At 70.8% G+C, this 26,605-nt stretch carries 27 protein-coding genes and 3 pseudogenes; 10 read left to right on the top strand and 20 right to left on the bottom strand.

Going from position 1 to position 26,605, the window contains the following annotated elements; translation table 11 throughout:
- The 3 genes and pseudogenes from ACFYPD_RS31640 to ACFYPD_RS31650 form a co-directional block, all read right to left on the bottom strand.
- Positions 1–279: pseudogene (locus ACFYPD_RS31640) on the bottom strand (recombinase family protein); the annotation flags it as partial.
- A gap of 100 nt (positions 280–379) precedes the next feature.
- Positions 380–709: a DUF4326 domain-containing protein gene (locus ACFYPD_RS31645; protein ID WP_387121634.1), complete on the bottom strand. Its 330-nt coding sequence runs from the start codon at positions 707–709 to the stop codon at positions 380–382.
- A gap of 73 nt (positions 710–782) precedes the next feature.
- Positions 783–1,823 (bottom strand): LacI family DNA-binding transcriptional regulator, encoded by a 1,041-nt coding sequence (locus tag ACFYPD_RS31650; protein WP_387121637.1) that lies wholly within the window; start codon positions 1,821–1,823, stop codon positions 783–785.
- Between the two features lie 279 nt (positions 1,824–2,102).
- Here ACFYPD_RS31650 and ACFYPD_RS31655 point away from each other — a divergent pair, with 279 nt between their 5' ends.
- Entirely contained in the window at positions 2,103–3,053 is a 951-nt protein-coding gene (locus ACFYPD_RS31655) for a LamG-like jellyroll fold domain-containing protein (protein ID WP_387121640.1), read from the top strand.
- A gap of 38 nt (positions 3,054–3,091) precedes the next feature.
- Entirely contained in the window at positions 3,092–5,194 is a 2,103-nt protein-coding gene (locus tag ACFYPD_RS31660) for a PQQ-dependent sugar dehydrogenase (RefSeq protein WP_387121643.1), read from the top strand.
- Between the two features lie 114 nt (positions 5,195–5,308).
- Here ACFYPD_RS31660 and ACFYPD_RS31665 read toward each other — a convergent pair whose 3' ends face one another.
- From ACFYPD_RS31665 to ACFYPD_RS31675, 3 genes are all read right to left on the bottom strand, one after another.
- Entirely contained in the window at positions 5,309–6,247 is a 939-nt protein-coding gene (locus ACFYPD_RS31665; protein ID WP_387121646.1) for a cyclase family protein, read from the bottom strand.
- Between the two features lie 719 nt (positions 6,248–6,966).
- A complete protein-coding gene (locus ACFYPD_RS31670) occupies positions 6,967–7,170 on the bottom strand; it encodes a cold-shock protein (RefSeq protein ID WP_387121649.1) in 204 nt (67 codons plus the stop codon).
- Between the two features lie 214 nt (positions 7,171–7,384).
- Positions 7,385–7,609, bottom strand: a complete 225-nt coding sequence (locus ACFYPD_RS31675; RefSeq protein ID WP_387121652.1) for a hypothetical protein — start codon at positions 7,607–7,609, stop codon at positions 7,385–7,387.
- Positions 7,610–8,066: 457 nt separating this feature from the next.
- Here ACFYPD_RS31675 and ACFYPD_RS31680 point away from each other — a divergent pair, with 457 nt between their 5' ends.
- Positions 8,067–8,372, top strand: coding sequence for a hypothetical protein (locus ACFYPD_RS31680; RefSeq protein WP_387121863.1), 306 nt, complete (start codon positions 8,067–8,069; stop codon positions 8,370–8,372).
- A gap of 21 nt (positions 8,373–8,393) precedes the next feature.
- On the opposite strand, the pseudogene ACFYPD_RS31685 reads toward ACFYPD_RS31680, so the two are convergent.
- Both ACFYPD_RS31685 and ACFYPD_RS31690 read right to left on the bottom strand, forming a co-directional pair.
- Positions 8,394–8,588: pseudogene (locus tag ACFYPD_RS31685) on the bottom strand (DUF5134 domain-containing protein); the annotation flags it as partial.
- Between the two features lie 21 nt (positions 8,589–8,609).
- Positions 8,610–9,368, bottom strand: a complete 759-nt coding sequence (locus ACFYPD_RS31690) for a DUF899 family protein (protein WP_387121655.1) — start codon at positions 9,366–9,368, stop codon at positions 8,610–8,612.
- Between the two features lie 76 nt (positions 9,369–9,444).
- Here ACFYPD_RS31690 and ACFYPD_RS31695 point away from each other — a divergent pair, with 76 nt between their 5' ends.
- The gene (locus tag ACFYPD_RS31695; RefSeq protein WP_387121854.1) at positions 9,445–10,161 is read left to right on the top strand and encodes a winged helix-turn-helix transcriptional regulator; all 717 of its coding nucleotides are present in this window, start codon (positions 9,445–9,447) and stop codon (positions 10,159–10,161) included.
- 231 nt (positions 10,162–10,392) lie between these two features.
- Here the strand turns inward: ACFYPD_RS31695 and ACFYPD_RS31700 are convergent, their stop codons facing one another.
- Positions 10,393–10,719, bottom strand: a complete 327-nt coding sequence (locus ACFYPD_RS31700) for a glycerate kinase (RefSeq protein WP_387121857.1) — start codon at positions 10,717–10,719, stop codon at positions 10,393–10,395.
- Positions 10,611–11,533: pseudogene (locus ACFYPD_RS31705) on the bottom strand (glycerate kinase). Before ACFYPD_RS31705 ends, ACFYPD_RS31700 begins: the two are co-directional and overlap by 109 nt.
- Between ACFYPD_RS31705 and ACFYPD_RS31710 the strand changes: the two are divergent.
- The 5 genes from ACFYPD_RS31710 to ACFYPD_RS31730 all read left to right on the top strand — a co-directional run bounded on the left by ACFYPD_RS31710 (position 11,462) and on the right by ACFYPD_RS31730 (position 15,776).
- The gene (locus ACFYPD_RS31710; RefSeq protein WP_387121658.1) at positions 11,462–12,028 is read left to right on the top strand and encodes a YciI family protein; all 567 of its coding nucleotides are present in this window, start codon (positions 11,462–11,464) and stop codon (positions 12,026–12,028) included. The pseudogene ACFYPD_RS31705 and the gene ACFYPD_RS31710 sit on opposite strands and share 72 nt — an antisense overlap.
- A 204-nt stretch (positions 12,029–12,232) precedes the next feature.
- Entirely contained in the window at positions 12,233–13,234 is a 1,002-nt protein-coding gene (locus ACFYPD_RS31715; protein WP_387121661.1) for an RNA polymerase subunit sigma-70, read from the top strand.
- Between the two features lie 5 nt (positions 13,235–13,239).
- The gene (locus tag ACFYPD_RS31720; RefSeq protein ID WP_387121664.1) at positions 13,240–13,944 is read left to right on the top strand and encodes a DUF6069 family protein; all 705 of its coding nucleotides are present in this window, start codon (positions 13,240–13,242) and stop codon (positions 13,942–13,944) included.
- A 69-nt stretch (positions 13,945–14,013) separates the two neighbouring features.
- Positions 14,014–14,973 carry a WD40 repeat domain-containing protein gene (locus tag ACFYPD_RS31725; RefSeq protein WP_387121667.1) on the top strand — a complete coding sequence of 320 codons (960 nt, stop codon included), beginning with the start codon at positions 14,014–14,016 and terminating at the stop codon, positions 14,971–14,973.
- A gap of 47 nt (positions 14,974–15,020) precedes the next feature.
- The gene (locus ACFYPD_RS31730; RefSeq protein WP_387121670.1) at positions 15,021–15,776 is read left to right on the top strand and encodes a hypothetical protein; all 756 of its coding nucleotides are present in this window, start codon (positions 15,021–15,023) and stop codon (positions 15,774–15,776) included.
- On the opposite strand, the gene ACFYPD_RS31735 is transcribed toward ACFYPD_RS31730, so the two are convergent.
- Genes ACFYPD_RS31735 through ACFYPD_RS31745 form a run of 3 tightly spaced genes read right to left on the bottom strand, consistent with a single transcriptional unit; the run spans position 15,682 to position 17,925 of the window.
- Positions 15,682–16,047: a transposase gene (locus tag ACFYPD_RS31735; RefSeq protein WP_387121860.1), complete on the bottom strand. Its 366-nt coding sequence runs from the start codon at positions 16,045–16,047 to the stop codon at positions 15,682–15,684. The genes ACFYPD_RS31730 and ACFYPD_RS31735 overlap by 95 nt on opposite strands.
- A 44-nt stretch (positions 16,048–16,091) precedes the next feature.
- Complete coding sequence (locus ACFYPD_RS31740) at positions 16,092–17,339, bottom strand: MFS transporter (RefSeq protein WP_387121673.1); 1,248 nt, start codon at positions 17,337–17,339, stop codon at positions 16,092–16,094.
- A 1-nt stretch (position 17,340) separates the two neighbouring features.
- Positions 17,341–17,925 carry a winged helix-turn-helix domain-containing protein gene (locus ACFYPD_RS31745; protein ID WP_387121676.1) on the bottom strand — a complete coding sequence of 195 codons (585 nt, stop codon included), beginning with the start codon at positions 17,923–17,925 and terminating at the stop codon, positions 17,341–17,343.
- A 212-nt stretch (positions 17,926–18,137) separates the two neighbouring features.
- Here ACFYPD_RS31745 and ACFYPD_RS31750 point away from each other — a divergent pair, with 212 nt between their 5' ends.
- Complete coding sequence (locus tag ACFYPD_RS31750; protein ID WP_387121679.1) at positions 18,138–19,445, top strand: ISL3 family transposase; 1,308 nt, start codon at positions 18,138–18,140, stop codon at positions 19,443–19,445.
- Positions 19,446–19,458: 13 nt separating this feature from the next.
- Here ACFYPD_RS31750 and ACFYPD_RS31755 read toward each other — a convergent pair whose 3' ends face one another.
- The 7 genes from ACFYPD_RS31755 to ACFYPD_RS31785 all read right to left on the bottom strand — a co-directional run bounded on the left by ACFYPD_RS31755 (position 19,459) and on the right by ACFYPD_RS31785 (position 26,580).
- Positions 19,459–20,553, bottom strand: coding sequence for a glycerate kinase (locus tag ACFYPD_RS31755; protein WP_387121682.1), 1,095 nt, complete (start codon positions 20,551–20,553; stop codon positions 19,459–19,461).
- Positions 20,553–21,392, bottom strand: a complete 840-nt coding sequence (locus ACFYPD_RS31760) for a sugar phosphate isomerase/epimerase family protein (protein ID WP_387121685.1) — start codon at positions 21,390–21,392, stop codon at positions 20,553–20,555. The genes ACFYPD_RS31755 and ACFYPD_RS31760 overlap by 1 nt, the downstream gene beginning before the upstream one ends.
- 118 nt (positions 21,393–21,510) lie before the next feature.
- Positions 21,511–22,674, bottom strand: a complete 1,164-nt coding sequence (locus ACFYPD_RS31765; RefSeq protein ID WP_387121689.1) for a dihydrodipicolinate synthase family protein — start codon at positions 22,672–22,674, stop codon at positions 21,511–21,513.
- On the bottom strand, positions 22,671–23,822 hold the full coding sequence (locus ACFYPD_RS31770) for a Gfo/Idh/MocA family protein (protein ID WP_387121692.1): 1,152 nt from the start codon (positions 23,820–23,822) through the stop codon (positions 22,671–22,673). The genes ACFYPD_RS31765 and ACFYPD_RS31770 overlap by 4 nt, the downstream gene beginning before the upstream one ends.
- Positions 23,823–23,841: 19 nt before the next feature.
- A complete protein-coding gene (locus tag ACFYPD_RS31775; RefSeq protein WP_357948834.1) occupies positions 23,842–24,663 on the bottom strand; it encodes an ABC transporter ATP-binding protein in 822 nt (273 codons plus the stop codon).
- A 5-nt stretch (positions 24,664–24,668) separates the two neighbouring features.
- Positions 24,669–25,685, bottom strand: a complete 1,017-nt coding sequence (locus tag ACFYPD_RS31780) for an ABC transporter substrate-binding protein (protein WP_387121695.1) — start codon at positions 25,683–25,685, stop codon at positions 24,669–24,671.
- A gap of 16 nt (positions 25,686–25,701) precedes the next feature.
- Complete coding sequence (locus ACFYPD_RS31785; RefSeq protein ID WP_387121698.1) at positions 25,702–26,580, bottom strand: ABC transporter permease; 879 nt, start codon at positions 26,578–26,580, stop codon at positions 25,702–25,704.
- Positions 26,581–26,605: the final 25 nt, after the last annotated feature.

The raw sequence follows: 26,605 nt of genomic DNA on the forward strand, positions 1-26,605 counted from the left end.
GAGCCGACCTCGGTCACCACCCGATCAACGGCGAGGTGCCGCCCCGTCGCCCACATCGTGACCCGGGCGACCTGCCGGTCCAGGTCCGCCTTCTGCTCGCCCGACGAAACCCGGGCGTACACCACGACCTGCCCAGCGTCCGGGGCCGCGCCCGTCACCGGTTCACCCACCATGATGAGCCGGCCGAGCCGATACGTCGGAACGGGCAGCATCCCGGCCGCGTACTGCCGCCGCGCGGTACGAGATACCAGTTGCCGCCGCCCACTCCTTCAAATTCACGACAGCAACCATAGGCAGCTAGATATCGCTAACGACCACCGACCCGCCAGCAGTTGTTAACCCTGCGGAGAAGCTCGGCTGAGCCACCGGCGCCGAGGGATCAGGCCCGGGGGTTCGACTCAGGCAGGGCGTCGGCGAGCTCGGCGATCACCTCGGCGTGACAGCGCTCCGGCACGCACCAGCAGCCGAGCCGGCGTCGGCGCAGGTCGGGTAGCAGCGCGAGCAGGTCGGGCCGGCCGAGCAGGTACGCCCGGTACTTCTCGATCACCTCGTCGCGGGTGCCGTCGGGACCGGGCCGGTACGGGCTGGACAGCGGGGACTGCGGGAGCCGCCAGCCGCCGCGGGACATGGCCCGCCCGACGTAGACCACGTCGGCGTACGCCGGGTCGTCGCGATGACCCTTCAGGTTGACGACGGTGGTTGCCCGCATGACACAGCTCCTCCGATGCTCCCGCCCGTGGCGTCGGTACGTGGCGTCAGTGTCGCAGCACCGGCCGGTCCGGTCAGCCGCCGGTCGCCGGCGCCGGGCCGGTGGAGTCGCGGACGATGAGCGTGTGACCCGTGGACCGTCGTCGCGGCCGGGTCGACCTCGGCTTCAGCGCGAGGGTCAGCGCCATCCGCCCCATCTCGGTCATCGGCAGCCTGACCGTGGTCAGGCTCGGTGCCAGGTCGGCGGCGACGGACACGTCGTCGAAGCCGACCACCGACACGCGCTCGGGCACCGGGATGCGCCGCGACCGCAGCACGGAGAGAACGCCGATCGCCATCGCGTCGTTGAGCGCGATGATCGCCGTGGTGTCCGGGTGGTAGTGCAGGATCCGCTCGGTGGCCACCCGGCCGCCGTCGCGGGTGAAGTCGGAGTGGACGACGGCCAGGTCGCCGGGGGAGTGCCCGTGCGCGGCGAGCGCGGCGGTCACCCCGCTGAGCCGGTCGGCCACGGTGGTCAGGCCCGGGGTGCCGGCGGCGACGGCGATCCGCCGGTGGCCGAGACCCAGCAGGTGGGCACCGATGTCGCGGCCCCCGGCCTCGTTGTCCGGCACCACCGCGTCGACGCCCAGGGCGTGCCGCCCGATGACGGCGACCCGTCCGCCGGCCCGCTGGAAGCCGGCGAGTTCGGCGCGCGCCTCGGCCTCCACGCGCGGGTCGTCGTAGCCGGAGCCGGCGATGAGGATGATCCCGACCTGCTGGGCGATGAGGTGCCGCAGCTGGCGCAGCTCGTTCTGCGGGTCGCGGCCGGAGTGGGCGATCTGGACCAGCAGGCCCTCCTCGGCGGCGACCTGGAGGACGCCGCTGGCGATCTCGGAGAAGTACGGGTCGTCGATCTGGTGGACGATCAGGCCGACGGTGGTGCTGGCGCCGCCGGCCAGGGTCCGGGCGTACGGGTTGGCGACATACCCGAGTTCCAGGGAGACCTGCCGGACGTGCCGGGCCACCTCCTCGCTGACGCCTTCGCGCCCGGCGAGGGCGCGGGAGGCGGTCGCCAGCGAGACGCCGGCGCGCTCCGCCACGTCGACGAGACGCAACCGTGGTCCGGGTCGGGGCATGGGTAACTCCTGGCAGGCATTGATCCGCACCGCGCTCTTGCGTGTGGCGTAGGGCACAGCATAGGGTACGAAAGCGCTTACGTAAGCGCTTTCGTAAGCGCGGCAGCGCCGCCCTGTCCGACCGTCGTTCAAGGAGTCTCACCTCCGCCGCGCGGCACCGGACGGCGGTCCGTCCTGTCCCGACGTTCCTTCAACTCCACATCCGGGCACCGGCCCACGCCCGGCACGTAAGCGCTTTCGTCACCGCCACCATCGCACCGACGAAGGGAGCACCTCCCCATGAGAAGACCTCGACGCGCTGCCGTCGCGGCCACCGCCCTGCTGGCGCTGGCCCTGACCGCGGCGGCGAGCCCGGCCCAGGCCGACCGGCCCGGACCGCACGACGTCCACCCCGCCCTCTGGTCGCACCTGGTCGCCTTCTACGACTTCGACCACCCGGTGGTCGGCGACCCGGCGCTCGAACGCGACCTGGGCCGGTCCGGCACCGAGATCGAGCTGGTCAACGGCGGAGCGGCCATGCGCGTGCCCGACCGGGCGTACAAGGGCAGCGGAGACGCGCTGCAGACCCGGCAGGTCAACCCGCAGGCCGCCGGCAACGACGACTGGAAGGCCGGCATCTGGTCCTCCAGCGGCGTCCGGACGCTGCGCGCCTTCAGCGGGGCCGAGGGCACGACGGTGATGGGCTGGTTCAAGCGGGACATGGACGGCCCGGCGCTGAACTCGACCACCGCCAACCCGACCGACCGGTTCAACGCGATCGGCCTGGCCGGCGTGCTGACCGGCGACTCCGATGGGCACGGCGTGCGCGCCCTGCTGGAACTCATTGACGTCAACGGCGAGCTGCGCCTGGTCGCCCTCGGCCGCCGCGTCGACGGCGGCGCCTCGCAGACCTTCGCCGCGGACGAGGACTGGCGGACCCTGCTGCCGAAGGGGGAGTGGGTGCACCTGGCCGCCACCTACGACTTCACCAGCGGCACCATGGCGCTCTACCGCAACGGCGAGCCGGTCGACGGCTTCTACACGACCGCCGGCGACCCGTGGCAGCTCAACGGGCCCGGCCCGCACGTCACCAGCGCCACCGACCCGCGCGGCATCAAGATCGGCGGGAGCTTCCCGCAGAACAACCTGGAACGCAACCCGTGCGACTGCCGCATGGACGGCCTCATGTTCCTCGACAGCGTGATCCCGGCGAGCGACATCGCCAAGCAGTACCGCTACATGGCCCGCTGACCGTTCCTCGGATCGTCCCACCGAGAAGGAGAACCCGCGTGTTCATTCGCGCTGGCAGCACCGGCAGGCTCCGCAGAGCCGCACTCACCGCCGGGGTCACTGCCGCCACCCTCGTCATGTCCACCCTGGTCGCCGCGCCCGCCCGGGCCGACGGCGCCGTCTACGACCCGATCCCCGAGTCGCAGATCCAGTCACGGCTGGGACTGGTGCTCCAGGAGTACGCCAGCTTCCCGCAGTCCACCCCGAACCCGGCCCCGGTCGACCAGCGGCTGGTGCGCAAGGCCCGGATCAACACGATCAGCGAGCTGCCCGACGGCTCCGGCCGCCGGGCCGTGCCGGACCTCAACGGCAACCTCTACCTGGTGGAGAACGGCACGCCGCACGTCTACCTCGACGTGGCGGCCACCTTCGCGCCGCAGTTCTTCTCCGGCCGCGGTCTCGGCCAGGGCTTCGGGTACGTCGCGTTCCACCCGGAGTTCGGGAGCAACGGCCGCTTCTACACCATCCACACCGAGCAGGCCTCGCTGGCCACCCGGACCCCGGACTACGCCCAGCCGAACACCATCTACCAGGCCGTGATCACCGAGTGGACGGCCAGCAACCCGGCCGCGGACACGTTCTCCGGCACCCACCGGGAGGTGCTGCGGATCGGCTTCGGCGGCCAGATCCACGGCGTCCAGGAAATCAATTTCAACCCGACGGCGAAGCCGGGCGACCCCGACTACGGGATGCTCTACCTCGCCGTCGGCGACGGCGGTCAGGGCTACCGCAACGGTGACCCGCAGAACATGGGCATGCCGCACGGCAAGCTGCTGCGCATCGACCCGCGCGGCACCAACGCCCCCAACGGCCGGTACGGGATCCCGGCCGACAACCCGTTCGTCGGGCGGGACGGCGCGCTCGGTGAGATCTACGCGGTCGGCTTCCGCGACCCGCACCGGTTCAGCTGGGACCGGGCCACCGGCCGGATGTACCTGGGCCACATCGGCGAGCACGCCATCGAGTCGATCTACGAGGTCCGGGCCGGGGACAACTTCGGCTGGAGCGAGCGCGAGGGCAACTGGGTCTTCGACAAGACCGCCACCAACCCGTGCGACAAGCTCTACCCGCTGCCGGCCGACGACGCGAAGTACGGCTACACCTACCCGGTGGCCGCGTACGACCACGACCCGGCGGCGAACTGGAACTGCACCTCCGACGTCGGCGTCGCCGTGGCCGGTGGGTTCGTCTACCGCGGAAAGGCCGTGCCCGCGCTGAAGGGCAAGTACGTCTTCGGCGACCTGGTCGACGGCCGGGTGCTCTACACCGAGGCGGACGAGATGCGCCGGGGCACCGGGCTCGCCCCGATCCACCGGCTCGCCCTGTACACCACCGCCGGGGACCTGGTACGCATGCAGGACCTGTCCAGCCCGGGCGCGCCCGGGGACCCGAACCGTGTCGACCTGCGCTTCGGTACCGACGCCGCCGGTGAGCTCTACATCGTGGCCAAGGCCAACGGGAAGATCTGGAAGGTCGTCGACACCAAGACCGTGGCGGAGGGCAAGGTGGGCCGGACCAAGGTCGTGCACACCGCGGGCGCGGAGAACTGGGCGCCGGTGACCCCGTCGAAGTGGCGGTTCGAGGGCGACCAGGTGATCCTCGCCGAGGCCGGCGTGAGCCGCCCGGGCCCGCGTCGCCCGTTCGAGTACGCCATCCTCAACAAGGGCCCGGCCTGGTCCTCGGTCCAGATCGACGCCCGGGTGCGCCTCGACGAGCCCGTGGAGGTCACCAACCGGGACGTGATCATCGTCTTCGGCTGGCAGTCGGACACGCAGTACTACTACGCGCACCTGTCCACCGACAACACGATCTACCCGCACAACGGCATCTTCAAGGTCAACAATGCCGACCGGGAACGGATCGACCACCAGTGGAACGGGCGCTCGCGGGGCGCCAACCCGGCGATCACCGACGCCGACTGGCACAAGGTGCGGGTCGTGCACCTGCCCGCCACCGGTGAGATCGCCGTCTACGTCGACGGGCACAAGGATCCGCTGCTGACCGCGAAGGACACCACCTTCAGCTCCGGTCGGGTCGGCTTCGGCTCCTTCGACAACATCGGTCGTACCCGTCAGTTCACCGTGACGGGTTCCCCGGCCTGATTCGAGGAGCGGAGGGGACGGCGGCCGGTGCCGCCGTCCCCTCCGGCGCTTCGGTGGCCCGGCGGCCGAGGCGGCCGGCGTGAGCGCGGTGTGCGCCGCAGCCGTCCGCCGCGGTCAGAACGTGGCGATCGGGTTGACCGGGCTGCCGGACGTACCGGCGAAGCGGACCGGCGCGACGGTGAGGTGGAAGTCCCACTGGCCGAGCTCGGCAGCGGTCGTCGCGCACACCTCCAGGTCGCAGTTGTCGAGCATCCACAGACCCATCGCGACGAGGCTCACGGCGTGGACCGGCATCAACACGTCGTCGTACCCCGACGGCTGAACGTCCTGGGGGGTGTCAGCGCCGATCAGCGAAACCTCGCGTTCCTGCAGCCACGGCAGGCAGGACGCGTGCCAGCCGGCCTGCGTGAAACCGCTGGCCTCACCGGTCTCGTGCCGGAAGCGGCCGTAGCCGGTGCGCAGGAGCACCGCATCGCCGGGTCGCACCCGCACACCCTGGCGACGCTCGGCCTCCTCGAGATCGTCGGGAAACACACCCTGCCCCGGTTCCAACCACGGCACGTCGCGGACCCTCGCGATGTCCAGCAGGATGCCACGCGTGACGATCCCGTTCGCCGCGGCCGTGACGGCGGCCCAGGACGATCCCGTTGCGGTGTCGACCGACGAGTGCGACCGCCCGTTGTACATCGTGCCGTCCCAGAAGATGTGGCACGGCGAGTCGATGTGGGTGATGGTGTTGCCGTGGAAGGTGATGCCGATCCGCTCCGAGGAGAAGCCCCAGCGTCGGTCGGCGTGGAAGGCGGGCACCGGCATGTTCTCGGCGCCCGGCATGTCGGCGGCGCACGGGCAGGTCGTCGTCGACCGCTCCATGTCCGCCGGTACGGCAACCTCCCACGCGCACGACACGCTCCTGCCGTGGCGCACTGCCCGCGCCGCCGCCAGCCGGACGTCGTCGGTGATGTGGTTCAGAGTCCCGAGCTCGTCGTCGTCGCCCCACCGTCCCCAGTTCGACAGCGTGCGGAAGTACCCGAGCACATCGTCCTGGGTGGGCATCGGTCGCTCCGCGGCCATCCCCATCGACTCCTCCCGTCACGCAGTTCGAGGCGCCGCGGGTAAGGTGTCCCGCCCTCTCCTTTGACCCGCAAAGGACCGCTGAACTGGCAAGACACTACATCAGCGGGCCAGCAGTCGGCCGGTCAGAAGGTCGGGTACGGCCATGTCACCGACCTGACCACCTGTCCGGCGGCACTCAGGTTTTCCACAACGCCCCGGGTTGAGGCAGTGTCGAACGCGCCAAGAAACGCGCCTCGCCGCCCACCGGAACATCAGCGCGGAAGGCGCCTTCTTTACTGTCGTTTGTGTGGCGTCGTGCTGGCTGCGACGGTGAACGGGTGGCGCAATCGATGCATCGCCACCTCACCGCAGTCGGATGCACGAGGCGCGGGCTTCTCTTCTTCCGCGGTGGACGGTGATAGAAACTGTGCCATGGAACCGCAGGCCGGAGCAGGGGTCAGGCCGCGAAAACGCGGAGCGCCGGCAACCGGGTGCCGGTCGCGGCTGAACCCGCCGGGGACCGTCGCCGGGTGGGCGTCCGGTGTGCGCGGTGACGTGGTGATCACGGTCAAGCTGTGCCTTCCTCGAACGGCACGTCGCAGAGAAGGCGCGGGCCGCGGGCCACGGGACATCGCAAGACGAACCTGAACAAGATGATGGAGGAAATGCCGAACGGCGGCCTGCTGAACCAGTCAGGCCGCCGTTCGGCAGAGCGTGGATCAGAGCGGGCGGATGTCCGACGCCTGCGGGCCCTTCGCGCCCTGGGTGATGTCGAACTCCACCCGCTGGTTCTCCTCAAGGCTGCGGAAGCCGCTCGCGGAGATCGCCGAGAAATGGGCGAAAACGTCGGCGCCGCCGCCGTCCTGGCTGATGAAGCCGAAGCCCTTGTCGCCGTTGAACCACTTCACGGTACCTGTAGCCATGTCTGCTCCTTCGCAGGCTGTTGAAGACCGCATTGTGCGGACTCGCACGCTGCCGGGTTGATCAGCCGCGCCGGAAACGACAGGAAACGAAAGAGGCGCCTGGATGGGTTTTGGTTAACCCATCAGGCGCCGAAACGTCTACGGAAATCAAAACTGCAACCGGGCAACCGTAACACAGAGTCCGTCGATCTACGCCACTCATGCGCGCGGCGCGTCACAGCACGGCACCGCGAGGGGCAACTTCGATCGCCGCGACGCCTCGGCCGTAGAGCACGACGAGCCGATCACCGTGCTTGGTCCGCAGCACTCCCGAATCCTGCGCCAGTGTCGAGATCACGTGTTCCACGAGCCCGTCCTCGTCGGAGACGCCCGGTTCGTCGTACGTGAGGTCCATGCGGTCGCCGCCGACGAGCCGGACGCGTAGCACCGCAGTTGCCATGTTGTAGAAGCTAGTCGAGTGGGGACGCCACAGGTCGTGTCGACTCTCGCCGAGAGTGAGCCACACTCATCGCTGGAGTCAGCTCCCTGAGCTGGCAGCGGCACCGCAGCGTGTGGTGCGCGTAGAGTGGGCCGTGGATCAGTTCGTCAACATCGTTGGCGGGCCAGCGCCTACCGGGCGTGCTGCCCAGGTCTCGGCAGTGTCCCCAGGACAACGTCGAGGTGTGAGGGCCGAGCGTTGGCAGATCATCCGATCACCACGGACACGTCAGTCTGCTGACGGACCCCCCGTCCGTTGAACCCGACGACCAGCGACGCCGCGCGGCACCTGATCAGGACCGGAGGCATGGCTGGCGTCCGGTGGCGCGGCACGGCGGGGCGTTGCGGTCCGGCTGTGGCAGGTGAGCGCCGATCTGGCTGGCCTGACCGAGCAGCACTGACACCCCCAGGAGAAGGACATGACTTTCGTGTTAGCCCCGCCCGCGGTCTCTCCGTCACCATCGCGCGAGCCCACCAAGACCCTCCGCGAAAAGGGGGCGGACAGCTTTCACGCCGCGCTCGCCGCGGTCCTGGCCACCGGGCTGGAGAAGGCTCTTGAAGCGGGCGACCACCCGAGAGCGATCAGCTTCATCAACCGCGGCTTCGCCGAAGGAAGTCCGCAGCTGGGCTGCGACCTCCTCTGCCGGGCGATTGCGGTCGTCGGGACAGCCCGGACCTGGACGGTGCAGCTCGCGCCCCTGCGTCACCGTAGCTCCCTGGATTGACGCAGCCCGCCGCGCTGCGAATCGCTGCTGCACGAGTACCACCCGGCGTTCCGCCGTCGACATCATGAAAGCGACAATCCAGGCAACGGTCGGGCCCTCGCGCCCCCACGGCCAGATCATCGCGATCATCGATAGCCCCATGACCAGGTGCACCATCTCGGAGAGTCGACGCTCCGCAACCGGAGAGAGCCACGCAGCGGGTGGGCGCAGGCACATCCGACCGGTAGGCACCGGACTTCAGTGGCAGCAACGGTGTTCGCTGCCCGTGGGTGCCGTGGCGCCCAGGTCGTCGTCACGGCCGGCGGCGAGGCGCGACCACTGCGAGGTTGGCCGGCCGTCGAGCCGGAATTGGTCGCCGTCGGTCCGGAAGCGCCGCGGCCAGCCTTCCGGCGAGTCCTCCCAGTCCTCCTGGCGACCGTAGACGGTCATGTCGAGCAGCCCGTACGACGGTGCCATCGCCTCGACGCCCCGCCCGGTGGTCCAGTAGGTTTCGAACACCTGGTCGCCCTGGCGCAGGTAGCACGCCTTCATTCCGAACGCGCGCCCGGCGACGAGGGAGTCGAGCGACTCCGCGGGCACGGAGTACCAGGGCGCCTGCCAGCCCATGAAGTCGCGGTAGCGCGACGTCTCCTCGAAGGGCCCCTGGCAGAAGACCGCGAACGTGACGTCGCGCGAGTGCAGGTAGGACAGCTCGAGCACCTGACCGGTGAAGAACGTGCAGCCCTCGCACTGGTCGGCGGCCGGCCTGCCCGTGTGCCACATGTGGTACGACGCGAACAGCTGGGTCCTGCCCTCGAAGACGTCAAGCAGGGGTACCGGGCCGTCGGCGCCGACCAGGTGGGTGGCCGGATCGACCTCGACCATCGGCAGCTGCCGGCGGGCCGCGGCGATGGCGTCGCCCTCACGCGTGTGCGACTTCTCGCGGAGCCGGAGTTCGTCGAGTTGCTTCTGCCAGGTCTCGCGGTCGGTGAGCGGGGGCGTCGCGGGCGTGGTCATGGGTTCCTCCTCGGATCGGTCGCTATGAGCGTAATAGCGACTGCTAGGATCGAGCAAGTACGAAAGAGAGGTGTCCATGCCAACCCAGCGGGGCTATCGGCAGGCCTGCGGTGTCGCCCGCGGTCTCGACATCGTGGGGGAGCGGTGGTCGCTGCTCGTGGTGCGCGAGCTGCTGCTCGGGCCGAAACGGTTCACCGACCTCCAGCAGGCGCTCCCGACCGCCAGCCCGAACGCACTGTCCGACCGGCTGCGCGAGCTGGCCGACGCGGGCGTGGTACGCCGTCGGCAGCTGCCTCCGCCGGGCAATGTGCGGGTCTACGAGCTGACCGCGTGGGGTCGGGGCCTCGAGCCGATCGTGGTCGCGCTGGGCACCTGGGCGCTGGCCGCCCCGCCGACCGCGGAACAGCTCTTCGTGAGCACGGACAGCGCCATGCTGGCCATCCGCACATTCTTCGTGCCGACGCCGGAGCAGCCCGGGGTGACGCTTCGGATCGAACTTCGCGACCACGGTCCTGCCGGGGTGTTCGGCGTCCGCCTCACGTCGGCCGGGGCCGAGGTCGCCCACGAGCCGCCCGAAGAGCCGGACGCCGTCCTGGTCACCACGACGGATGCTCTCCTCGCCGCCTTCGGCGGCGAGGACCTGGCCGGGCTCGTAGCGGCCGGCGCGGTCATCACCGGCGATCCCGAGGTCGTCCGCCATCTCGTCGCGGGCGTGCGTGTCTCGGCCTCCACTGATAAGTCCTCAAGCGGCACCTCCGGCCAAGGAGGGCGGGCGGATCGCCGCCAGGGGTGAACCCGAAACCACGCGCGGCAAATGATGTCCTGCAGATCTGGGAGCTGTCGGTCCCATCGTCACGGGCATCGGATCGGACGTCTGCGAACGCTTCGGTGGGCTCGTCGAGCTTCTCGGCACTGACCTGGACAGCTGCCACCACGGTGCTCCTCTTCGGCTGGATCATGCCGTCGAGATGGAGGTTGCGACGGGGTGCGCGGTCCCGGCCGCCGACCCACCTGGGCCGTCGTCCTAGCCGCGGGTCAGCCGCCGGAACAGCAGCTCGCCGGCCTCGGTGAGCCACGTCGCCGGGTCGCTCTGGGCCGCCTCGACCGACCCGGCGAGCTCCGCCAGGGACACCGATGCGGACACCGAGCCCGGGACGGGCCCGCCGATCTGGCCGGCGACCACGCCGACCGATGCGCCGGCGGAGTCGGCCGCGTCGAGGAGCGAGCCGACCACCTTGCCGGTCAGCGAGGTCTCGTCGAAGCGCCCCTCGCCGGTGAGCACCAGGTCGGCGCCGGCGAGCGCGTCGCCCAACCCGACCAGCGTGGCGATCGTCGCCGCGCCCGGCGTGATCCGCGCGTCCCACAGCGCCGCGAGACCGTACGCGGTGCCGCCGGCCGCGTCGGCGCACCGCCGGCCAGGTCCGCGAACCGGCGCAGCGCCCCGTCCAGCAGCACCATGTCGGCCGGTCCGGCGCCCTTCTGCGGTCCGTAGGTGGCGGCGGCCCCGGCGGGGCCGGTCGGCGGCGCGGTCACGTCGACCAGCAGTTGCACGCCGCCGGGCGGCGGGGGCACCAGGTCGGTGGTGTCGAGGCGGGCCAGCTCGGCCAGCGCCGCGCCGCCGAGCGGCAGCTCGCGGCCCTGGTCGTCGTGCAGCCGCAGCCCGAGGGCGCGCAGCGCGCCGGTGCCGCCGTCGGTGGAGGTCGAACCGCCGAGCCCCATCACGAGGCGGGTGGCCCCGGCATCGAGGGCGGCCCGCGCCGCCGCACCGAGCCCGTATGTGTGCGCGCCGAGCGGGTTCGGAGCAGGCAGCAGCGGCAGCCCGCTGGACTGGGCCAGCTCCAGCACGGCGGTCCGTCCGGCAGCAGCAGCCAGGCGGCGTCGACCGGCCGGCCGTCCGGCCCCGGCGCGACCGTCGTCCGGCGCTCGGCGTCCGGCAGTGCGGCGGCGAAGGCGTCGACCGTGCCTTCGCCGCCGTCGGCCAGGGGGAGCAGCCGTACGTCGTCGCCGGGCCGGTGGGCCAGCCAGCCGCGGGCCAGGGCCCGGGCCGCGTCGTCGGCGGCGAGCAGGCCGCCGCCCCCGTTCACAATGTGGGCATGGAGTTCTTCTGCTACCACCGCGACCGGCTCGGCTCCACGGCACTGCGCAGGGAGTTGCTGGAGGAACACTGGTCCTACATGGACCGGTACGCGACGGAGATGATCGCCCGCGGCCCGACCTTCGCGGCCGACGGCGCGACCCCCACCGGCAGCGTGCACATCCTCGACCTGCCCGATCCCGCCGCCGCCCGGGCGTTCGCCTTCGACGAGCCCAACTACCAGGCCGGCGCCTACCGGGACGTGCTCCTGCGCCGGTGGCGCAACCTGCTGGGGTGCACCATGTGGGACTTCCCCGGGGGCCGGGCCGGCGGCAACCGCTACCTCGTGCTCGGCCTCGGCGCGGGCCAGGCCGCCGACCTCACCGCGCCGCACGACCGGCACGACCTCATCGCGTACGGGCCGCTGCTCTCCGACGACGGCGCCACGTGGCTGGGCACGGCGGCGCTGGTCGAGGCCTCGGACCCGGACGAGGCGCGCACCGTCCTGACCCCGGACCGGTACGCCGACATCGAGGTGCACTGGTGGGCGTTCGGCGGGCGGCCGGGCACGCATCCCCCCAGGTGAGCCGGGCCTCGGCGCCAAGACCACGCCCGTACTCCCGCACAACCTCGTGCCGTGCCCGCGCGTCCCAATCCTCGCCGTACCGCGCGTCGTGCTCCGCCACCTGATCCGTCACTGGTTCAGCCCTGCCGAGCGACCCCGGTGATGAGTTGTCGCGCCCGCAGCCGTCACACCTACGGCGGGACACGACGAGACGGGAAGGATGACGTGATGAGTACGGACACGCGGCTGGAGGAGCTGGGCGTGAGCGGTCTGGGCGAGGTCGACGAGCCGGCGTTCTCGGGGCTGGCGGAGCGGCACCGGCGGGAGCTGCACGTGCACTGCTACCGGATGCTCGGGTCGTTCGAGGACGCCGAGGACGCCGTGCAGGAGACGTTCCTGCGTGCCTGGCGGCGGCGGGAGACCTTCGAGGGGCGGTCGACGTTCCGGGCCTGGCTGTACCGGATCGCCACCAACGCCTGCCTGGACCTGCTCGCCAGGCGCCGCCCGAATCCCGCGACCGGCGGCGAGGTGCCGTGGCTGCAGCCCTACCCGGACCGGCTGCTCGACGAACTGCCCGCGGGCGACGCGGACGAGCCGGAGGCCGTCGCCGTCGCGCGGGAGACGATCGAGCTGGCGTACCTGGTCGCGGTCCAGCACCTCGCGCCGCGCCCGCGGGCCGTGCTGATCCTGCGCGACGTGCTCGGCTGGCCGGCGAGGGACGTCGCGGAACTCCTCGGGGACTCCGTCAACTCCGTGAACAGCGCGCTGCAGCGGGCCCGCGCCGGCATGCGGGAGCACCTGCCCGCCGAGCGGCAGGACTGGACCGGGAGCGAGGATGACGCCGGCACGCGCGAGCTGGTGCGCCGCTTCACCGACGCCAGCGTGGCCACGGACGTCGACCGGCTCGCCACGATGCTGCGCGACGACGTCCGCTGCTCGATGCCGCCCACGCCGGGCCTCCACGTCGGGCGCGACACGGTCGTGAACAACTGGATCGAGGACGGCTTCGACCGCATGACGGGCCTGCGCGGCGTCCCCACCTCCGTGAACCGGCAGCCCGCCGTCGCCTTCTACCACTGGCGGGAGCGGGAGAACGCGTACCTGCCGCTGACGATCGACGTCCTGCGCGTCACCGGCGGGGCGATCACCGAGATCATCATCTTCCACGACGACCAGTTCCCGCGGCTCGGGCTGCCGGAGCGCCTGCAGGCGGACGGCTCCGAGTAGCCCCGGTGCGGACGCTCACGCTGCGCGGTGGCGCGCGTGTCGCGGTGGTCGCGGCGCAGTGGTACGACGCGTTCGGCGTCGTCACCCGCGGGCGGGTGCAGCTGGAGCTGCGCGACGGCGAGCCCGGGCCGCTCCTCGGACGCGACGCCGGGTTCTGGCTCCGCGGCACCGGCGTCCGCGCCCTGCGCAACCCCGGCCGTCGCACGGCGACGGTGCGCATCGTCACCCCCACTCCCGATCAATGGAGGAACGACATGAACAGCAGGATGGAACCCGGGGTCGTCGCAGACCCGGCATCGGCCCGGACCAGCCACACCCACCGATTCCGCGGGCTCGCCGTCACCGGCCTCATCGCCACGCTCGCGGCGATGATGGCCACCACCCTCGCCGCCGCGCTTGCCCGGGCCGTCGGCGTCGACTTCGAGATCCCCGACGGTGGCGAGACGATCCCGTTGCCCGGGTTCGCCGTGGTGACCGGCTTCTTCTCGGTCGTGGGCATCGTCATCGCCGTCGCTCTTCTCCGTTGGATCGCTCGCCCCGCCCAGCGATTCGTGTGGACGGCAGTGTCGCTGACCGCGCTCTCGTTGGTCCCGCCCCTCCTCTCCGGGGCTGACACCGCCGCCACCACCGCCCTCCTCGGGCTACACCTCGTCCCCGCAGCGGTGATGATCCCCACCCTGGCGCTAAGCCTCAACACCAGGACCGATTGACGATCCCGACCTTGACAAGGTTCTATAGAGTGTTGCGGAGGTGTGTGGCGATTTCGGGGGAGAGCGCCGGTGAGATTGGTTGCGGGGGTCGCGGCGCTGGCCTGCCTGGCGGCATGCCAGCCAACTCCCAAGCAGGCGACCTCCGACGGCTCCGACCCGATCGTCACCACCCAGGCGTCACCGACGTCGATCACGTTGCCGGCCGAGACCTTCGACCTGTCCTGGCGTCAGCTCGATCATTATGTGAGCCAGGACGGGCGATTCGAAGCGAAGCATGTCAACGAATGGATAGTGGTCACCCGGGACGGCGAAGAGTTCGGCCGATTCGGCACCGCTGTGGAGAGAATGCTCGGCGCGGACTTCTCGCCGGACGGACATTATCTCGCCGTAGCGGATCCCGATACGGTGATCCTTTATGACTTGACGACCAAGCGGCCGAAAGCCCTGTTCACCCCGCCCGTGGAGAGCATCCGTTTCTCGGCGGACAGCGCCTACCTGGTCGGCCGGGAGGACTACCAGAAGGTTCGCAAGGGACGCCTTGTGGTGGTCGATGTGGCGACTGGGAAATGGATTACCTCACCGGTGCCGCCGAAGATAGAAGTGTCCAACGATCCGGGGTCCTATTGGTATTCGGGATCGTTCGCCGTTTTTGATCACGGGAAGCAGGTCGTGGCCGCCGGCAGCGACGGATTCCTGCATTGGGCGGTGGAAAGCCAGAAGCTCATCTGGGTGCCGTGCGGCTGCGGAGCCGACACGGGCGCGGTGAACCGTGCCGGAAGCCTGGTGGCCCTGGTGATCCCGGACAACAAGCTGTCGCTGTGGGAGGTGGCCGGCCGACGCGAGCAGCGGGTCTGGACGCTGCCTGAGCGACCGCCGCTGAACGGGGACTATCAATTGCGGTACTTCGGTGTGGAGCCGCACTTCACGGAGGACGGGAAATGGCTGCTGCTCGACGGAGGCGAGGGCGGGCAGGTCTGGTCGATACCCGACGGCGTCCCCGTGAAGATCCTGCCGCGCGGCAAGAACTGAGCCCGCGGCGGCGGCTGCTGCAGTCCATCAGCAAGGGATGGTGGTTCGTGGTCGGCGGCACCGTCCTGGCTGTCATCGGTGCCGCGGCGGGCATCTATGTGCCGAAGATGCTCGACCCGCAGGACGAGCGGCCGATCGCGATCAATGTGGTGAGCAACCCCGCCACCGTGCCGGCCTGGGGAAACGACGTGTTCTCGTTCGTCATGCCCACGGATACGCGGCCCGCCACACGTCCTCCGATCGACTGCCCCTCGATAGTGGATTGGGCGCACGGCAACGGCGGGGTGGATCAGGAGGCCACCAGGGTGCGGCTGGTCGTGCAGGGCGCATCCGACAAGGGCGTGCTCATCGACGGGATGCGTGCCCGCATCATCAGGCGTTCGGCGAACCCTGACCCGGGTGGCACCTCACTGACCTGCGGCGGTGGGCAGGGCACCGTCACGCCGCGCCAGGTCGCCATGGATCTGGACGATGCGGAACCGTCAGCGGAGTACGCCACCAAGGTGGACGGCCGGCTGCCGCTATTCGGGTTCACCCTCGATAAGGGAGAGACTGAGGTTTTCGAGCTGACGGCCACCACCAAGGGCACGGTGGAGTGGGTCATCAATCTCGACCTCGTCGTGGGCGGCGAGCCGCAGAACGTCGAGGTAACCAACCACGGCCGACCTTTCCGGACGACCGGCTTGGTCAGTCCGCACGGTTATCGGGTCATGGCCGGGGAGGACCATTGGGTGGAATGCGCCGGGACTCCACCGACCTGCGGCACCGCGACAGTGTCGCCGGCTGAATTTCGCTACTCCTGACCGGTTCCGTCCAACAGCAGGCGAGCACCGCAACGCGCAACTGCGACGAGGAGCGTCGTCCTATCCGGGTTCTTCGAAGTTGGGCGGGGTTGAGGTGTCCGCGGTGGCGTCGGGTGGTGGCGGTACGGGTGCGTAGGCGTTGGCTTTCGGGGTTGCGGAAGCCGTAGGCGTCGCGGGCGACGGTCTTGATCACTCGGTTGGTTCCTTCGGAACCGGCGTTGGTGATCCCGGTGGTCAGGAACGCGTGGATGTGCGGCCACCAGGTTTCGATGGTGGTGGCGAGCCGGTGGAGTTCGGCTTTTGATCGAGAACGGTCTACCCAATGTTGACGGTGGAGCGCTGTCGCAGGGCCGAGCGCTGCCGCAGGGCGGAGCGCAGGCCCACGTAGGCGACCGCGCCGGAGGCCAGGTAGAGCGCGGCCTGCACGTTGAGGACAAGCACGACGCTGAGCGCGTCACCGAGCAGGCCGGCGGTTGCCATGCCCAGCCCCTGCGATGCGTTGTAGATCGCGTAGTAGCCGCCGAAGGCTCGGCCCAGGTCGGTGTCGGGCACGCTTTGTTGGATTTGCGCGAAGGCTCCGCTGTTGTAGGCGATGCCAGGCGCGCCGACCAGGATGAACAGCAGGATGTACCACTCGGGCTGACGGGTGACCGCCGGTCCGTTCCAGATGACCAGGCTGATCAGCGCGAACGTGGTGGCGCCGAGGCTCATCAGCAGCCGGGGACTGAGCCGCGCGCCCAGTATGCCGACAATGAGCCCGCCCGCCACGCCGCCGATCGCCTGGACGCCCCGCAGCACACCGGTGAGCGTGCCGTCGGCGTGCAACGCGCGGCTGACGAAGACCACGAAGAGCACCACGAACAGGCCCTGCGCGATGCCGCCCAGCGCCACGCTCAGGAACGTCACGCGCACGCTGCGGTTGCGCAGCATCGCCGCGAGGCCGGACCGCCAGGCGGCGAAGAACGACGACTTATGCTCCGGCGGGGTGGCATCGTGGTGCGCGGCCCGGGGGGCGACTGCGATCAACGCCGCCGCGACCACGAAGGCTACGGCGGCGCCGATCGCCAGGTAACGGGTGCCTTCGCGGGTGATCGCAAACCCGCCGAGTGAGCTGCCGATGAGCCGCCCTACGCTCATATTGAGCGCCACCATGCTGTTGGCGCGCACCAGGTGTGCGGCCTCGACGAGGCCTGGCAACGCGGCGTTGCGGGCGGAGTCGAACGTTTGCGTCAGCACCGCCTGGGCCCCGGCGACCAGCGAGATGATCCACAGATGGTGCTCAGGTTGACCTAGCAGGGGGAGCACCGCCGCCGCCTGCAGTACGGCGACGCAGCTCATGAGCCGGAATCTGTCGAAGCGATCGGCCAGGGCGCCGGCGAACGATCCCAGCGTGATGCCGCACAGCAGCTCGACGAGGAAGACCGCGGAGGTGATGAACGCCGAGCCGGTCACTCCGAACACGTAGATCGGCAGCCCGGTGAGCAGCAGCCAACTCGCCACGCTCGAGGAGAGCCCGGCAGCCAGGATCAGGACGAATCCGCGGTGACGCAGCAGCGTGAACATCTCAGATGAACTCAGGCGTGGGGTATGCCTGCAGACTGAGACTGACCGGCCGGGCTTCCCCGGGGGGCGCGTTGCGCATCGGACGTAGATAGGGCCGGATGACGGCGTCCAGGGTCAGTATGAGGTGCCGCAGCTCCTCGGGGGTGAGCGAGAGCGTGTAGTTGTGGAAGGTCGCGCTCTCCCGCCACTCGTCCGTCAGCTTGTGCTGCTGGTGCTGGTAGCGCTGCAGCGCCCGGAAGACCTCGTCGAGCTCGAGCGCGGTCAGCGCGTCGTTGACCTGCTGACCGTCGACATCACCCGGTTCGGGCAGGAATTCGAACCCGATGGAGGCGGCACGCCAGGGCCGGTCACGCCGGTTGGCACCCTCGGCGGGAACCCGTTCGATGAGTCCGTGACGGCCGAGTTGATGCAGGTGGTAGCTGCAGTTCGACCCAGTGTCGTCGAGAGCCTCGGCGCACTGCGCGGCGGTTCTCGGGCCGGCGGCCAGCAGGTAGCGCAGCAGCCGCAGGCGCAACGGGTGCGCGAGAGCGCGTAGTTTGGTCGCGTCCTGCACGCGCACCCGGCGTTCCGGCTCGTTCAGCTCCATCGGCACTCCTCAACGAAAGACTTCTTTCATTTGTATGCTTGTGCATCCGTTCTTCGCAAGGACTGTTTCGCTTGAGTCTCGCCTCATCGTTCGAGAATTGAGCAGGGCCGCGGGCGGAGCTGACCCAGATGGCGGGGCCGGCAGCTCGTTGATGATCATCTGAGTGTCGAGTTCGGATGGTCAAGTGTGAAGAGCTGCGAGCATGGTCAACGATGCAACCCAGCTGTTGGGGCTGGATGGCCTGGTGGTGGAGCGGGTCGAGGCTGGACGCCGAGGGCGTCCCGGTGGTGAGCCTGTCCACCGGCGATGAGCAGGCGCGATGCTGCCCGCACTGCGGGCAGCGAGCGCCTCGGGTGAAGCAGTGGGCCACGACCCGGCCGCGGGACCTGCAAGTCGCCGGTCGACCAGTGCGGCTACGCTGGCGCAAGCGACGCTGGTACTGCTCGACCCCGGCCTGTTCGCGCAGGTCGTTCACCGAGCAGGTCGCGCAGGTTTCGGCCCGTTCGCGGCTGACCACACGACTGCGGCAGGCGGCCGGGACGGCGGTCGCCGACGGCGGACGCACCATCGTGCAAGCCGCCCGCGACCACAGCATCTCGTGGCCGATCGTCGCGGCCGCGTTTACCACCCACGCCACCGCTGTATTGCCGGCCGAGCCGGAGCCGGTCGCGGTGCTCGGCATCGACGAGGTCCGCCGGGGCAAGCCCCGCTGGATCTGGGACGAGCAAGCCGGTTCATGGACCACCACCGCGGACCGGTGGCACGTCGGCTTCGTGGATCTGTCCGGCGGCCAAGGGCTACTCGCCCAGGTCGAAGGCCGCACCACTGCCGCGGTCACCGGCTGGCTGGCCGCTCGCCCACCCGCCTGGCGCGAGCAGGTCGCGACAGTCGCGATCGACATGTGCGGCGCGTTCAAGGCCGCGATCCGGCGGGTCCTGCCGCATGCGCTGCTTGTCGTGGACCACTTCCACATCGTGCAACTGGCCAACCGGGCCGTCACCGAGGTCCGCCGCCGAGTCATCCTGACCCAGCGCGGACGCCGTGGCCGCGGCACCGACCCGGAATGGCGGATGCGCAACCGGCTAACCCGCTCGGCCGCCCGCATGCACGGCAAGCACGTCGACCGCCTGGTCGACACCCTCGAAACCCTGCCCACCACGATCGGCGCCCCGATCCTCGCCGCGTGGAACGCCAAGGAAGACCTGCTCGACCTGCTCGCGACCGCCCGCACTCACCCCAACCGGGAACACGTCCACCGGCTACTACGCCGCTTCTACACCCGCTGCGCCGCCACCGACCTGCCCGAACTCCACCGGCTCGCCACCACCATCGAAACCTGGTGGCCGCACATCCACGCGTTCCTGACCACCGGGATCACCAACGCCGGTTCCGAAGGAACCAACCGAGTGATCAAGACCGTCGCCCGCGACGCCTACGGCTTCCGCAACCCCGAAAGCCAACGCCTACGCACCCGTACCGCCACCACCCGACGCCACCGCGGACACCTCAACCCCGCTTAACTTCGAAGAGCCCCTATCCGCGGGTCAGCCGCCGAGACAGCGCCGTGCCGGCCTCGGCCAGCCAGGTCGTCGGGTCGTTGAGGGCCGCGTCGATCGAGCCGGCGAGTTCCACCAGGGACACGGTCGCCGCCACCGACCCCGGAATCGGTCCGCTGATCTGCCCCGCGGCCACCGCGACGGGTACGCCGGCGGACGCGGCCGAGTCGAGCAGCGAGCCGACCACCTTGCCGGTCAGCGAGGTCTCGTCGAAGCGCCCCTCGCCGGTGAGCACCAGGTCGGCGCCGGCGAGCGCGTCGCCCAACCCGACCAGCGTGGCGATCGTCGCCGCGCCCGGCGTGATCCGCGCGTCCCACAGCGCCGCGAGCCCGTACGCCGTGCCGCCGGCCGCGCCGGCACCGGGTTGGTCCGGCGCGCCGCCGGCCAGGTCGGCGAACCGGCGCAGCGCCGCGTCCAGCAGCACCACCTCGGCCGGTCCGGCGCCCTTCTGCGGTCCGTAGGTGGCGGCGGCCCCGGCGGGGCCGGTCAGCGGCGCGGTCACGTCGACCAGCAGTTGCACGCCGCCGGGCGGCGGGGGCACCCGGTCGGTGGTGTCGAGGCGGGCAAGCTCGGCGAGCGCCGCGCCGCCGAGCGGCAGGTCCTTGCTCTGGTTGTCGTGCAGCCGCAGCCCGAGGGCGCGCAGCGCGCCGGCGCCGCCGTCGGTGGAGGCCGAACCGCCGAGGCCGATGACGAGGCGGGTGGCCCCGGTATCGAGGGCGGCCCGCGCCACCACACCGAGCCCGTACGTGTGCGCACCGAGCGGGTTCGGAGCAGGCAGCAGCGGCAGCCCGCTGGACTGGGCCAGCTCCAGCACGGCGGTCCGGTCCGGCAGCAGCAGCCAGGCGGCGCTGACCGGTCGACCGTCCGGCCCCGGCGCGACCGTCGTCCGGCGCTCGGCCTCTGGCAGTGCGGCGGCGAAGGCGTCGACCGTGCCTTCGCCGCCGTCGGCCAGGGGGAGCAGCCGTACGTCGTCGCCCGGCCGCTGGGCCAGCCAGCCGCGGGCCAGGGCCCGGGCCGCGTCGTCGGCGGCGACGGAGCCCTTGAACGAGTCGGGCGCGACGACGACCCGCATCAGTCGGCGAGCACGAGCTGCAGGTAGCGGTCCTTCATGGTCGCGAGGACCTCGTCGGGGTCGGTCGCCCACACCTCGGCGTTGAAGATCTCCACCTCGGTGTCGCCGGTGTAGCCGGCCTCCTCGACGGCCCGCCGGAACGGCGGGAAGTCGATGTGACCGTCGCCCATCATGCCGCGGCCGAGCAGCACGTCGGCCGGCAGCGGGGTGAGGAAGTCGCAGACCTGGAAGCTGGCGATGCGGTCGCCGGCCCGGGCGATCTGCCGCCAGACGTCCGGGTCCCACCAGATGTGGAAGGTGTCCACGACGACGCCCACCTGCGCGACCGGGAACGGTTCGGCCAGGTCGATCGCCTGCCCCAGGGTGGACAGCACCGCGCGGTCCGCGCAGTACATCGGGTGCAGCGGCTCCAGGGCCAGCCGCACCCCCCGCTCGCCCGCGTACGGCGCCAGCTCGGCGAGGGCGTCGGCCACCCGCCGCCGGGCGCCGATCAGGTCGCGGGAGCCGGGCGGCAGGCCGCCGACGACCATGACGAGGCAGTCGGTGCCCAGGCCGGCGGCCTCGTCGATGGCGCGCCGGTTGTCCTCCAGCGCGGCCCGGCCGGCCTCGCCGCCGGCGGTGAGGAAGCCGCCCCGGCACAGCGACGACACCCGCAGTCCCGCGTCGGCGACGAACTTCGCGGCGGCGGCCACCCCGATCTCGGCCACCGGCTCGCGCCACAGCCCGATCGCCGGGATGCCGGCGCGGACGCAGCCCTCGACGGCTTCCCGCACCGACCAGGACTCGGTGGTGCGCTGGTTGAGCGACAGCTTCGCCAGGCGGGGGTCGGCGGCGCTCATGCGGTGCTTCCCTTCGTTCGCGACTGCGGGGCTCGCAGGACCGGCTCACTCCTCGCGCTCACGGCGCTGACCTTCGTTCGCGACTGCGGGGCTCGCAGGACCGGCTCACTCCTCGCGCTCACGCCGACACCCCGGCGACGGACAGGTAGCGCCGCATCCGGGCGACGGCCAGGTCCGGGTCGAGCAGCAGCCCGGCGGCGTCGGCGAGCCGGAACACGTCCACCAGGTGCGGCACGCTGCGCCCGCTCTGCAGGCCGCCCACCATGGTGAAGCCGGGCTGGAAGCCGTTGAGCCAGGACAGGAAGGCGATGCCGGTCTTGTAGTACTGCGTCGGCGGGGCGAAGACGTGCCGGGACAGCGGCACGGTGGGGTCCAGGATCGCCCGGAAGCCCGCCGTGTCACCGGCGTCGAGGCGTTGCAGCGCCGCCGACGCGGCCGGTGCGATGGCCGCGAACGCGCCGAGCAGCGCGTGGCTGGACCGCCGGCCGTCACCGGCGATCAGCTCCGGGTAGTGGTAGTCGTCGCCGGTGTAGACCTTGACGGTGGGCGGGAGGAGTTCGCGCAGCCGCACCTCCCGCTCGGCGTCGAGCAGCGACACCTTCACGCCGTCGATCAGGTTGGCGTGCGCCTGCACCAGCGACACGAACGTCTTGGTCGCCTCGTCGAGGTCGGTCGACCCCCAGTAGCCCGCGAGGGCCGGGTCGAACATGTCCCCGAGCCAGTGCAGCACGACCGGTGTGGACGTCTCCCGCAGCACCTGCTCGTAGACGCGCAGGTAGTCGTCGGGCCCGGTGGCGAGCGCGGCGAGCTGCCGGCTGGCCATCACCACGGGGATCGCGCCGGACTCCTGCACGAAGGCGACCTGCTCGGCGTACGCGCCGACGACCTCGTCCAGGGTGTCCGGCAGGGCGGTGAGCTGGTCGGTGGCCGCCCCGGCGACGATGCGCCCGCCGCAGGCGGCGGCCTCGGCGGCGCTGCGCCGGATCAGCTCCCGGGTGGCCGCCCAGTCCAGCCCCATGCCGCGCTGGGCGGTGTCCATCGCCTCGGCGACGCCGAGCCCCCAGGACCAGAGGTTGTGCCGGACGGCCAGGGTGGCGTCCCAGTCCAGCCGGGCGGGCCGACCGGGCGCGTTGTCGGCGTGCGGGTCGGCGACCACGTGCGCCGCGGCGTACGCGATCCGGCTGGTCGGCGGGGTGGCCGGCCGCCGCCAGCCGGCCGGTTCGCGCAGGGTCAGCGCCTCGGCGCCGCCGTCCGGGCGGGGCAGGGTGATGCGGGCGGTCACAGCAGGATCTCCTCGATCTCGATCCGCCGTCCCTCCTTGGCCGAGCGCAGCCCGGCCTCGGCGAGCTGGACGCCGCGGGCGCCGGCCATGAAGTCCCACGGGAACGGCTCGTCGTCGACGACGTGCCGCAGGAACTGCTCCCACTGGACCTTGAACCCGTTGTCGAAGTCGTCGTTGTCGGGGACGGTCTGCCACTGGTCGCGGAAGTTCTCGGTGACCGGGAGGTCCGGGTTCCACACGGGCATGGGGGTGGCGCCGCGGTGCTGGATGCGGCACTCGCGCAGCCCGGCCACGGCGCTGCCGTGCGTGCCGTCGACCTGGAACTCGACCAGCTCGTCGCGGTAGACCCGGACCGCCCAGGACGAGTTGATCTGCGCGGTGATGCCGCCGGCCAGCTCGAAGATGCCGTACGCGGCGTCGTCGGCGGTGGCCCGGTAGGTCTGGCCGGTCTCGTCCACCCGCTCGGGGATGTGCGTGGCGATGTGCGCGGTCACCGCGGTGACCGGGGCGAAGATCTGCTCCAGGACGTAGTGCCAGTGCGGGAACATGTCCACGGTGATGCCGCCGCCGTCCTCGGCGCGGTAGTTCCAGCTCGGCCGCTGCGCGTCCTGCCAGTCACCCTCGAACACCCAGTAGCCGAACTCGCCGCGCACGGACAGGATCCGGCCGAAGAAACCGCTGTCGACCAGCCGCTTGAGCTTGCGCAGGCCGGGCAGGAACAGCTTGTCCTGCACGACGCCGTTCTTGACGCCCTTGGCCGCGGCGAGCCGGGCCAGCTCCAGCGAGCCGGTCAGCCCCTCGGCGAGCGGCTTCTCGGTGTAGATGTGCTTGCCGGCCTCGATGGCCGCCCGGATGGCCTTCTCCCGCTGCGCGGTGACCTGCGCGTCGAAGTAGATCTGGTGCGAGTCGTCGGCGAGCGCGGCGTCCAGGTCGGTCGTGTACGACGTCAGCCCGTGCCGGGCGGCGATCTCGGCGAGCTTGGCCTCGTTGCGGCCGACCAGGGTCAGCTCGGGCCAGATGCGGCTGCCGTCGCGGGCGGGCAGGCCGCCCTGCTCGCGGATGGCGAGCAGGGACCGGACCAGGTGCTGCCGGTACCCCATCCGGCCGGTCACCCCGTTGAGGATGATCCCGATTGACGTGCGCTCCACGTGTGTGTCCTTCCAGTGGTTATTCGGCGGTCGTCGTCGCACCCAGCAGGTCCCGGATGCGTCCCGTGGCGCGGGCGAACTCCGGCGCCGACATGGTCTGGCCGTAGTCCCGCTCGACGGGAAGGTCGACATCGATGACCTCGGCGACGGTGCCGGGTCGAGGGGTCATGACGATCACCCGGTTGGCCAGGTAGACCGCCTCGGCGATGGAGTGGGTGACCAGCAGGACGGTGGTGCCGGTCTCCCGCCAGATCCGCCGCAGTTCGACGTTCATCTGCTCGCGGGTGAGGGCGTCGAGCGCCCCGAACGGCTCGTCCATGAGCAGCACCGGGGGGCGGTGCAGCAGCGCGCGGCACAGGGCCACGCGCTGCTGCATGCCACCGGAGAGCTCGTTCGGGTACGCGTCCTCGAAGCCGGTCAGCCCGGTCATGGCGATCAGCTCGTCGACGCGCTGGCGTGCCTGCGCCTTGGGCATGCCCCGCATCTCGGCCTGGAGCAGGATGTTGCGCCGGGCCGTGCGCCAGTCCAGCAGGGCGGCGCGCTGGAAGACGTACCCGATGTCGCGCCGCGGCCCCCGCACGTCCTCGCCGTGCAGGCGGACCTGGCCGGACGAGGGCCGCAGCAGGCCGGACACCAGCTTGAGCAGCGTGGACTTGCCGCAGCCGGAGGCGCCGACGATGGCGACGAACTCGCCCGGCTCGATCCGCAGCGAGACGTCGCGCAGCGCCGTGACGTCCTTCTTCTTGGTGCGGAACCGGACCGCGACCTCATCGATCTCGACCGTGGCGCCGGTCGCTGTGGCGTCCGCGGAGCGCTGCGTGGTGGTGTTGCCGACCGTCATCGGTCTCATCCCTTCGGCGCGAAGCTCGCGTCCCAGTAGGCCGACGGCGACTCCGCCTTGGTGATCACACCCGCGTCGGCGAAGACGGTGATGGTCTTCTGCCAGTCGGCCTCGTCGTTGACGCCCGGGGCCTGCCCCTTGGTGGCGTCGGTGTGCAGCAGCTGCAGCGTGGCCTTGAACTGGTCGGTCAGCACCTTCTCCGACGGCAGCTGCTGGGAGGCGCCGGCCATGGCCGCGACCGCGCCGGCCGCGTCCTTCTCGGCGGCGGACCACGCCTCGCTGCTGGCGGCGACCATCCGCTTGACCAGGTCCTGCTTGTTCTTGATGGTGTCCGCCGAGGCGATCAGGCCGTTGCTGTAGAAGCTCAGGCCATGCTCGGCGAACTTCAGGTAGGAGACCTGCTTGCCGGCCTTCTCCTGCATGGTCGGGCCCTGGTCGGTGGCGAAGCCGAGCAGCGCGTCGGTCTTGCCCGACATGACGGCGGCCATCTTGCCGGCCGGGTCGGTGTTCTGCAGGGTCACGTCGCCGGCGGCGAGACCGTTGGCCTTGAGGAACGCCGGGAAGGTCTTGCTCAGCGCGTCGCCGGCGGTGGAGGCGATGGTCTTGCCCTTGAGGTCGGCGGGGGAGGCGATGTTCTTGTCGCTGAAGAACTGCACCGACGACGGGGTGGTCTGCAGGAAGACGCCGACGCTCTTGACGTCCATGCCCTGACCCACGGCCGAGAGCAGCGCCGGGGTGTCGGCCCAGCCGAAGTCGGTCTGCCCGGCGGCGGTGGCCTGCACGGTCTTCTGCGAGCCCTGCCCGGCCTGGATGGTCAGGTCGATGCCGTGCTTGGCGAAGATGCCCTGCTTCTTGCCCAGGTAGAACGGCGCGTGCTCACCGTACGGGTACCAGTTGAGGGTGAGGGTGACCTTGTCCAGGCCCTGGGCGTTCTTCTCCTGCTTGTCGGAGGACGAGCCGCAGGCGGTGGCGGCCAGAAGGAGCGCCGGCACGAGCGCGACGGCGAGAGTACGCAACTTCATCCGAGGGTTCTCCTGTTCACAGGGTGGTGGTGGCGGCGTCGGTGCGGCGGCTGGCGTGCCAGGGAAGAACGAGGTACTCCAGCAGTTCCACGACGACGAAGAGGACCACGCCGAGCAGCGACATGATGATCAGCCCGGCGAAGAGGGTCGGGGTGTCGAGGTTGCCGTTGGCCTGCAGGATCACGTAGCCGAGGCCCTCGTTGGCGCCGACGAACTCACCGACGACGGCGCCGGTGACGGCCATGGTGGCGGCGACCTTCAGGCCGGCGAACAGGTGCGGCAGGGCGGCGGGGAACCGGATCTTCCGGAACGTCTGGGCCTGGCCCGCGCCCATGGTCGCCGACAGTTGCAGCATCTCCGGGTCGATCGACTTCATGCCGGTGACCGTGGAGATGACGATCGGGAAGAAGGCCATCAGGACCGCGACGACGACCTTGGGCGAGAGCCCGAAGCCGAGCCACACGATGAACAGCGGCGCGATCGCGATCTTCGGGATGACCTGGGCGAACAGCAGCAGCGGGTAGAGGCTCTTCTCGACGGTGGGCGAGTAGACCATGACCACCGCGGAGAGCACGCCGACCACGATGGCGATGGCGAAGCCCAGCACCGTCTCGTAGGTGGTGATCCAGGTGTGGTGCAAGAAGTAGCCCGGCTGGGCGAGGACGACGTCGAGCGTCGTGCCGGGGGAGGGAACCAGGTAGGGCTTCACCAGGTCCGCGGCGGTGACCACCCACCAGACGAGGAGGATGGCCACGAGGACCGCAGCCGGTCGCCAGGTGTTTCGGGCGAACCGGAGCAGGCCGGCGCCCGCCCCGCCCGTGCGGCGGGCGGCCGACCCGGTGGCGCCGGCGGGAGCGGTGCGCTCCCGTTGCTCGATGGTGCTCTGCGCGGCCATGACCCTCCGTTCTCCCTGGCTGACC

The organism is Micromonospora sp. NPDC005299 (assembly GCF_042872345.1).
Lineage (GTDB): Bacteria > Actinomycetota > Actinomycetes > Mycobacteriales > Micromonosporaceae > Micromonospora.

What these genes read in the sequence shown, in the direction of transcription:
- ACFYPD_RS31775 (WP_357948834.1), bottom strand. Translation starts at nt 24,663, where the DNA reads ATGACGGTCGGCAACACCACCACGCAGCGCTCCGCGGACGCCACAGCG.
- ACFYPD_RS31665 (WP_387121646.1), bottom strand. Translation starts at nt 6,247, where the DNA reads ATGCCCACCCAGGACGATGTGCTCGGGTACTTCCGCACGCTGTCGAAC.
- ACFYPD_RS31670 (WP_387121649.1), bottom strand. Translation starts at nt 7,170, where the DNA reads ATGGCTACAGGTACCGTGAAGTGGTTCAACGGCGACAAGGGCTTCGGC.
- ACFYPD_RS31650 (WP_387121637.1), bottom strand. Translation starts at nt 1,823, where the DNA reads ATGCCCCGACCCGGACCACGGTTGCGTCTCGTCGACGTGGCGGAGCGC.
- ACFYPD_RS31740 (WP_387121673.1), bottom strand. Translation starts at nt 17,339, where the DNA reads ATGTTCACGCTGCTGCGTCACCGCGGATTCGTCCTGATCCTGGCTGCC.
- ACFYPD_RS31745 (WP_387121676.1), bottom strand. Translation starts at nt 17,925, where the DNA reads ATGGAGCTGAACGAGCCGGAACGCCGGGTGCGCGTGCAGGACGCGACC.
- ACFYPD_RS31710 (WP_387121658.1), top strand. Translation starts at nt 11,462, where the DNA reads ATGGAGTTCTTCTGCTACCACCGCGACCGGCTCGGCTCCACGGCACTG.
- ACFYPD_RS31750 (WP_387121679.1), top strand. Translation starts at nt 18,138, where the DNA reads ATGCAACCCAGCTGTTGGGGCTGGATGGCCTGGTGGTGGAGCGGGTCG.
- ACFYPD_RS31760 (WP_387121685.1), bottom strand. Translation starts at nt 21,392, where the DNA reads ATGAGCGCCGCCGACCCCCGCCTGGCGAAGCTGTCGCTCAACCAGCGC.
- ACFYPD_RS31695 (WP_387121854.1), top strand. Translation starts at nt 9,445, where the DNA reads ATGCCAACCCAGCGGGGCTATCGGCAGGCCTGCGGTGTCGCCCGCGGT.
- ACFYPD_RS31675 (WP_387121652.1), bottom strand. Translation starts at nt 7,609, where the DNA reads ATGGCAACTGCGGTGCTACGCGTCCGGCTCGTCGGCGGCGACCGCATG.
- ACFYPD_RS31780 (WP_387121695.1), bottom strand. Translation starts at nt 25,685, where the DNA reads ATGAAGTTGCGTACTCTCGCCGTCGCGCTCGTGCCGGCGCTCCTTCTG.
- ACFYPD_RS31785 (WP_387121698.1), bottom strand. Translation starts at nt 26,580, where the DNA reads ATGGCCGCGCAGAGCACCATCGAGCAACGGGAGCGCACCGCTCCCGCC.
- ACFYPD_RS31680 (WP_387121863.1), top strand. Translation starts at nt 8,067, where the DNA reads ATGACTTTCGTGTTAGCCCCGCCCGCGGTCTCTCCGTCACCATCGCGC.
- ACFYPD_RS31645 (WP_387121634.1), bottom strand. Translation starts at nt 709, where the DNA reads ATGCGGGCAACCACCGTCGTCAACCTGAAGGGTCATCGCGACGACCCG.
- ACFYPD_RS31690 (WP_387121655.1), bottom strand. Translation starts at nt 9,368, where the DNA reads ATGACCACGCCCGCGACGCCCCCGCTCACCGACCGCGAGACCTGGCAG.
- ACFYPD_RS31755 (WP_387121682.1), bottom strand. Translation starts at nt 20,553, where the DNA reads ATGCGGGTCGTCGTCGCGCCCGACTCGTTCAAGGGCTCCGTCGCCGCC.
- ACFYPD_RS31655 (WP_387121640.1), top strand. Translation starts at nt 2,103, where the DNA reads ATGAGAAGACCTCGACGCGCTGCCGTCGCGGCCACCGCCCTGCTGGCG.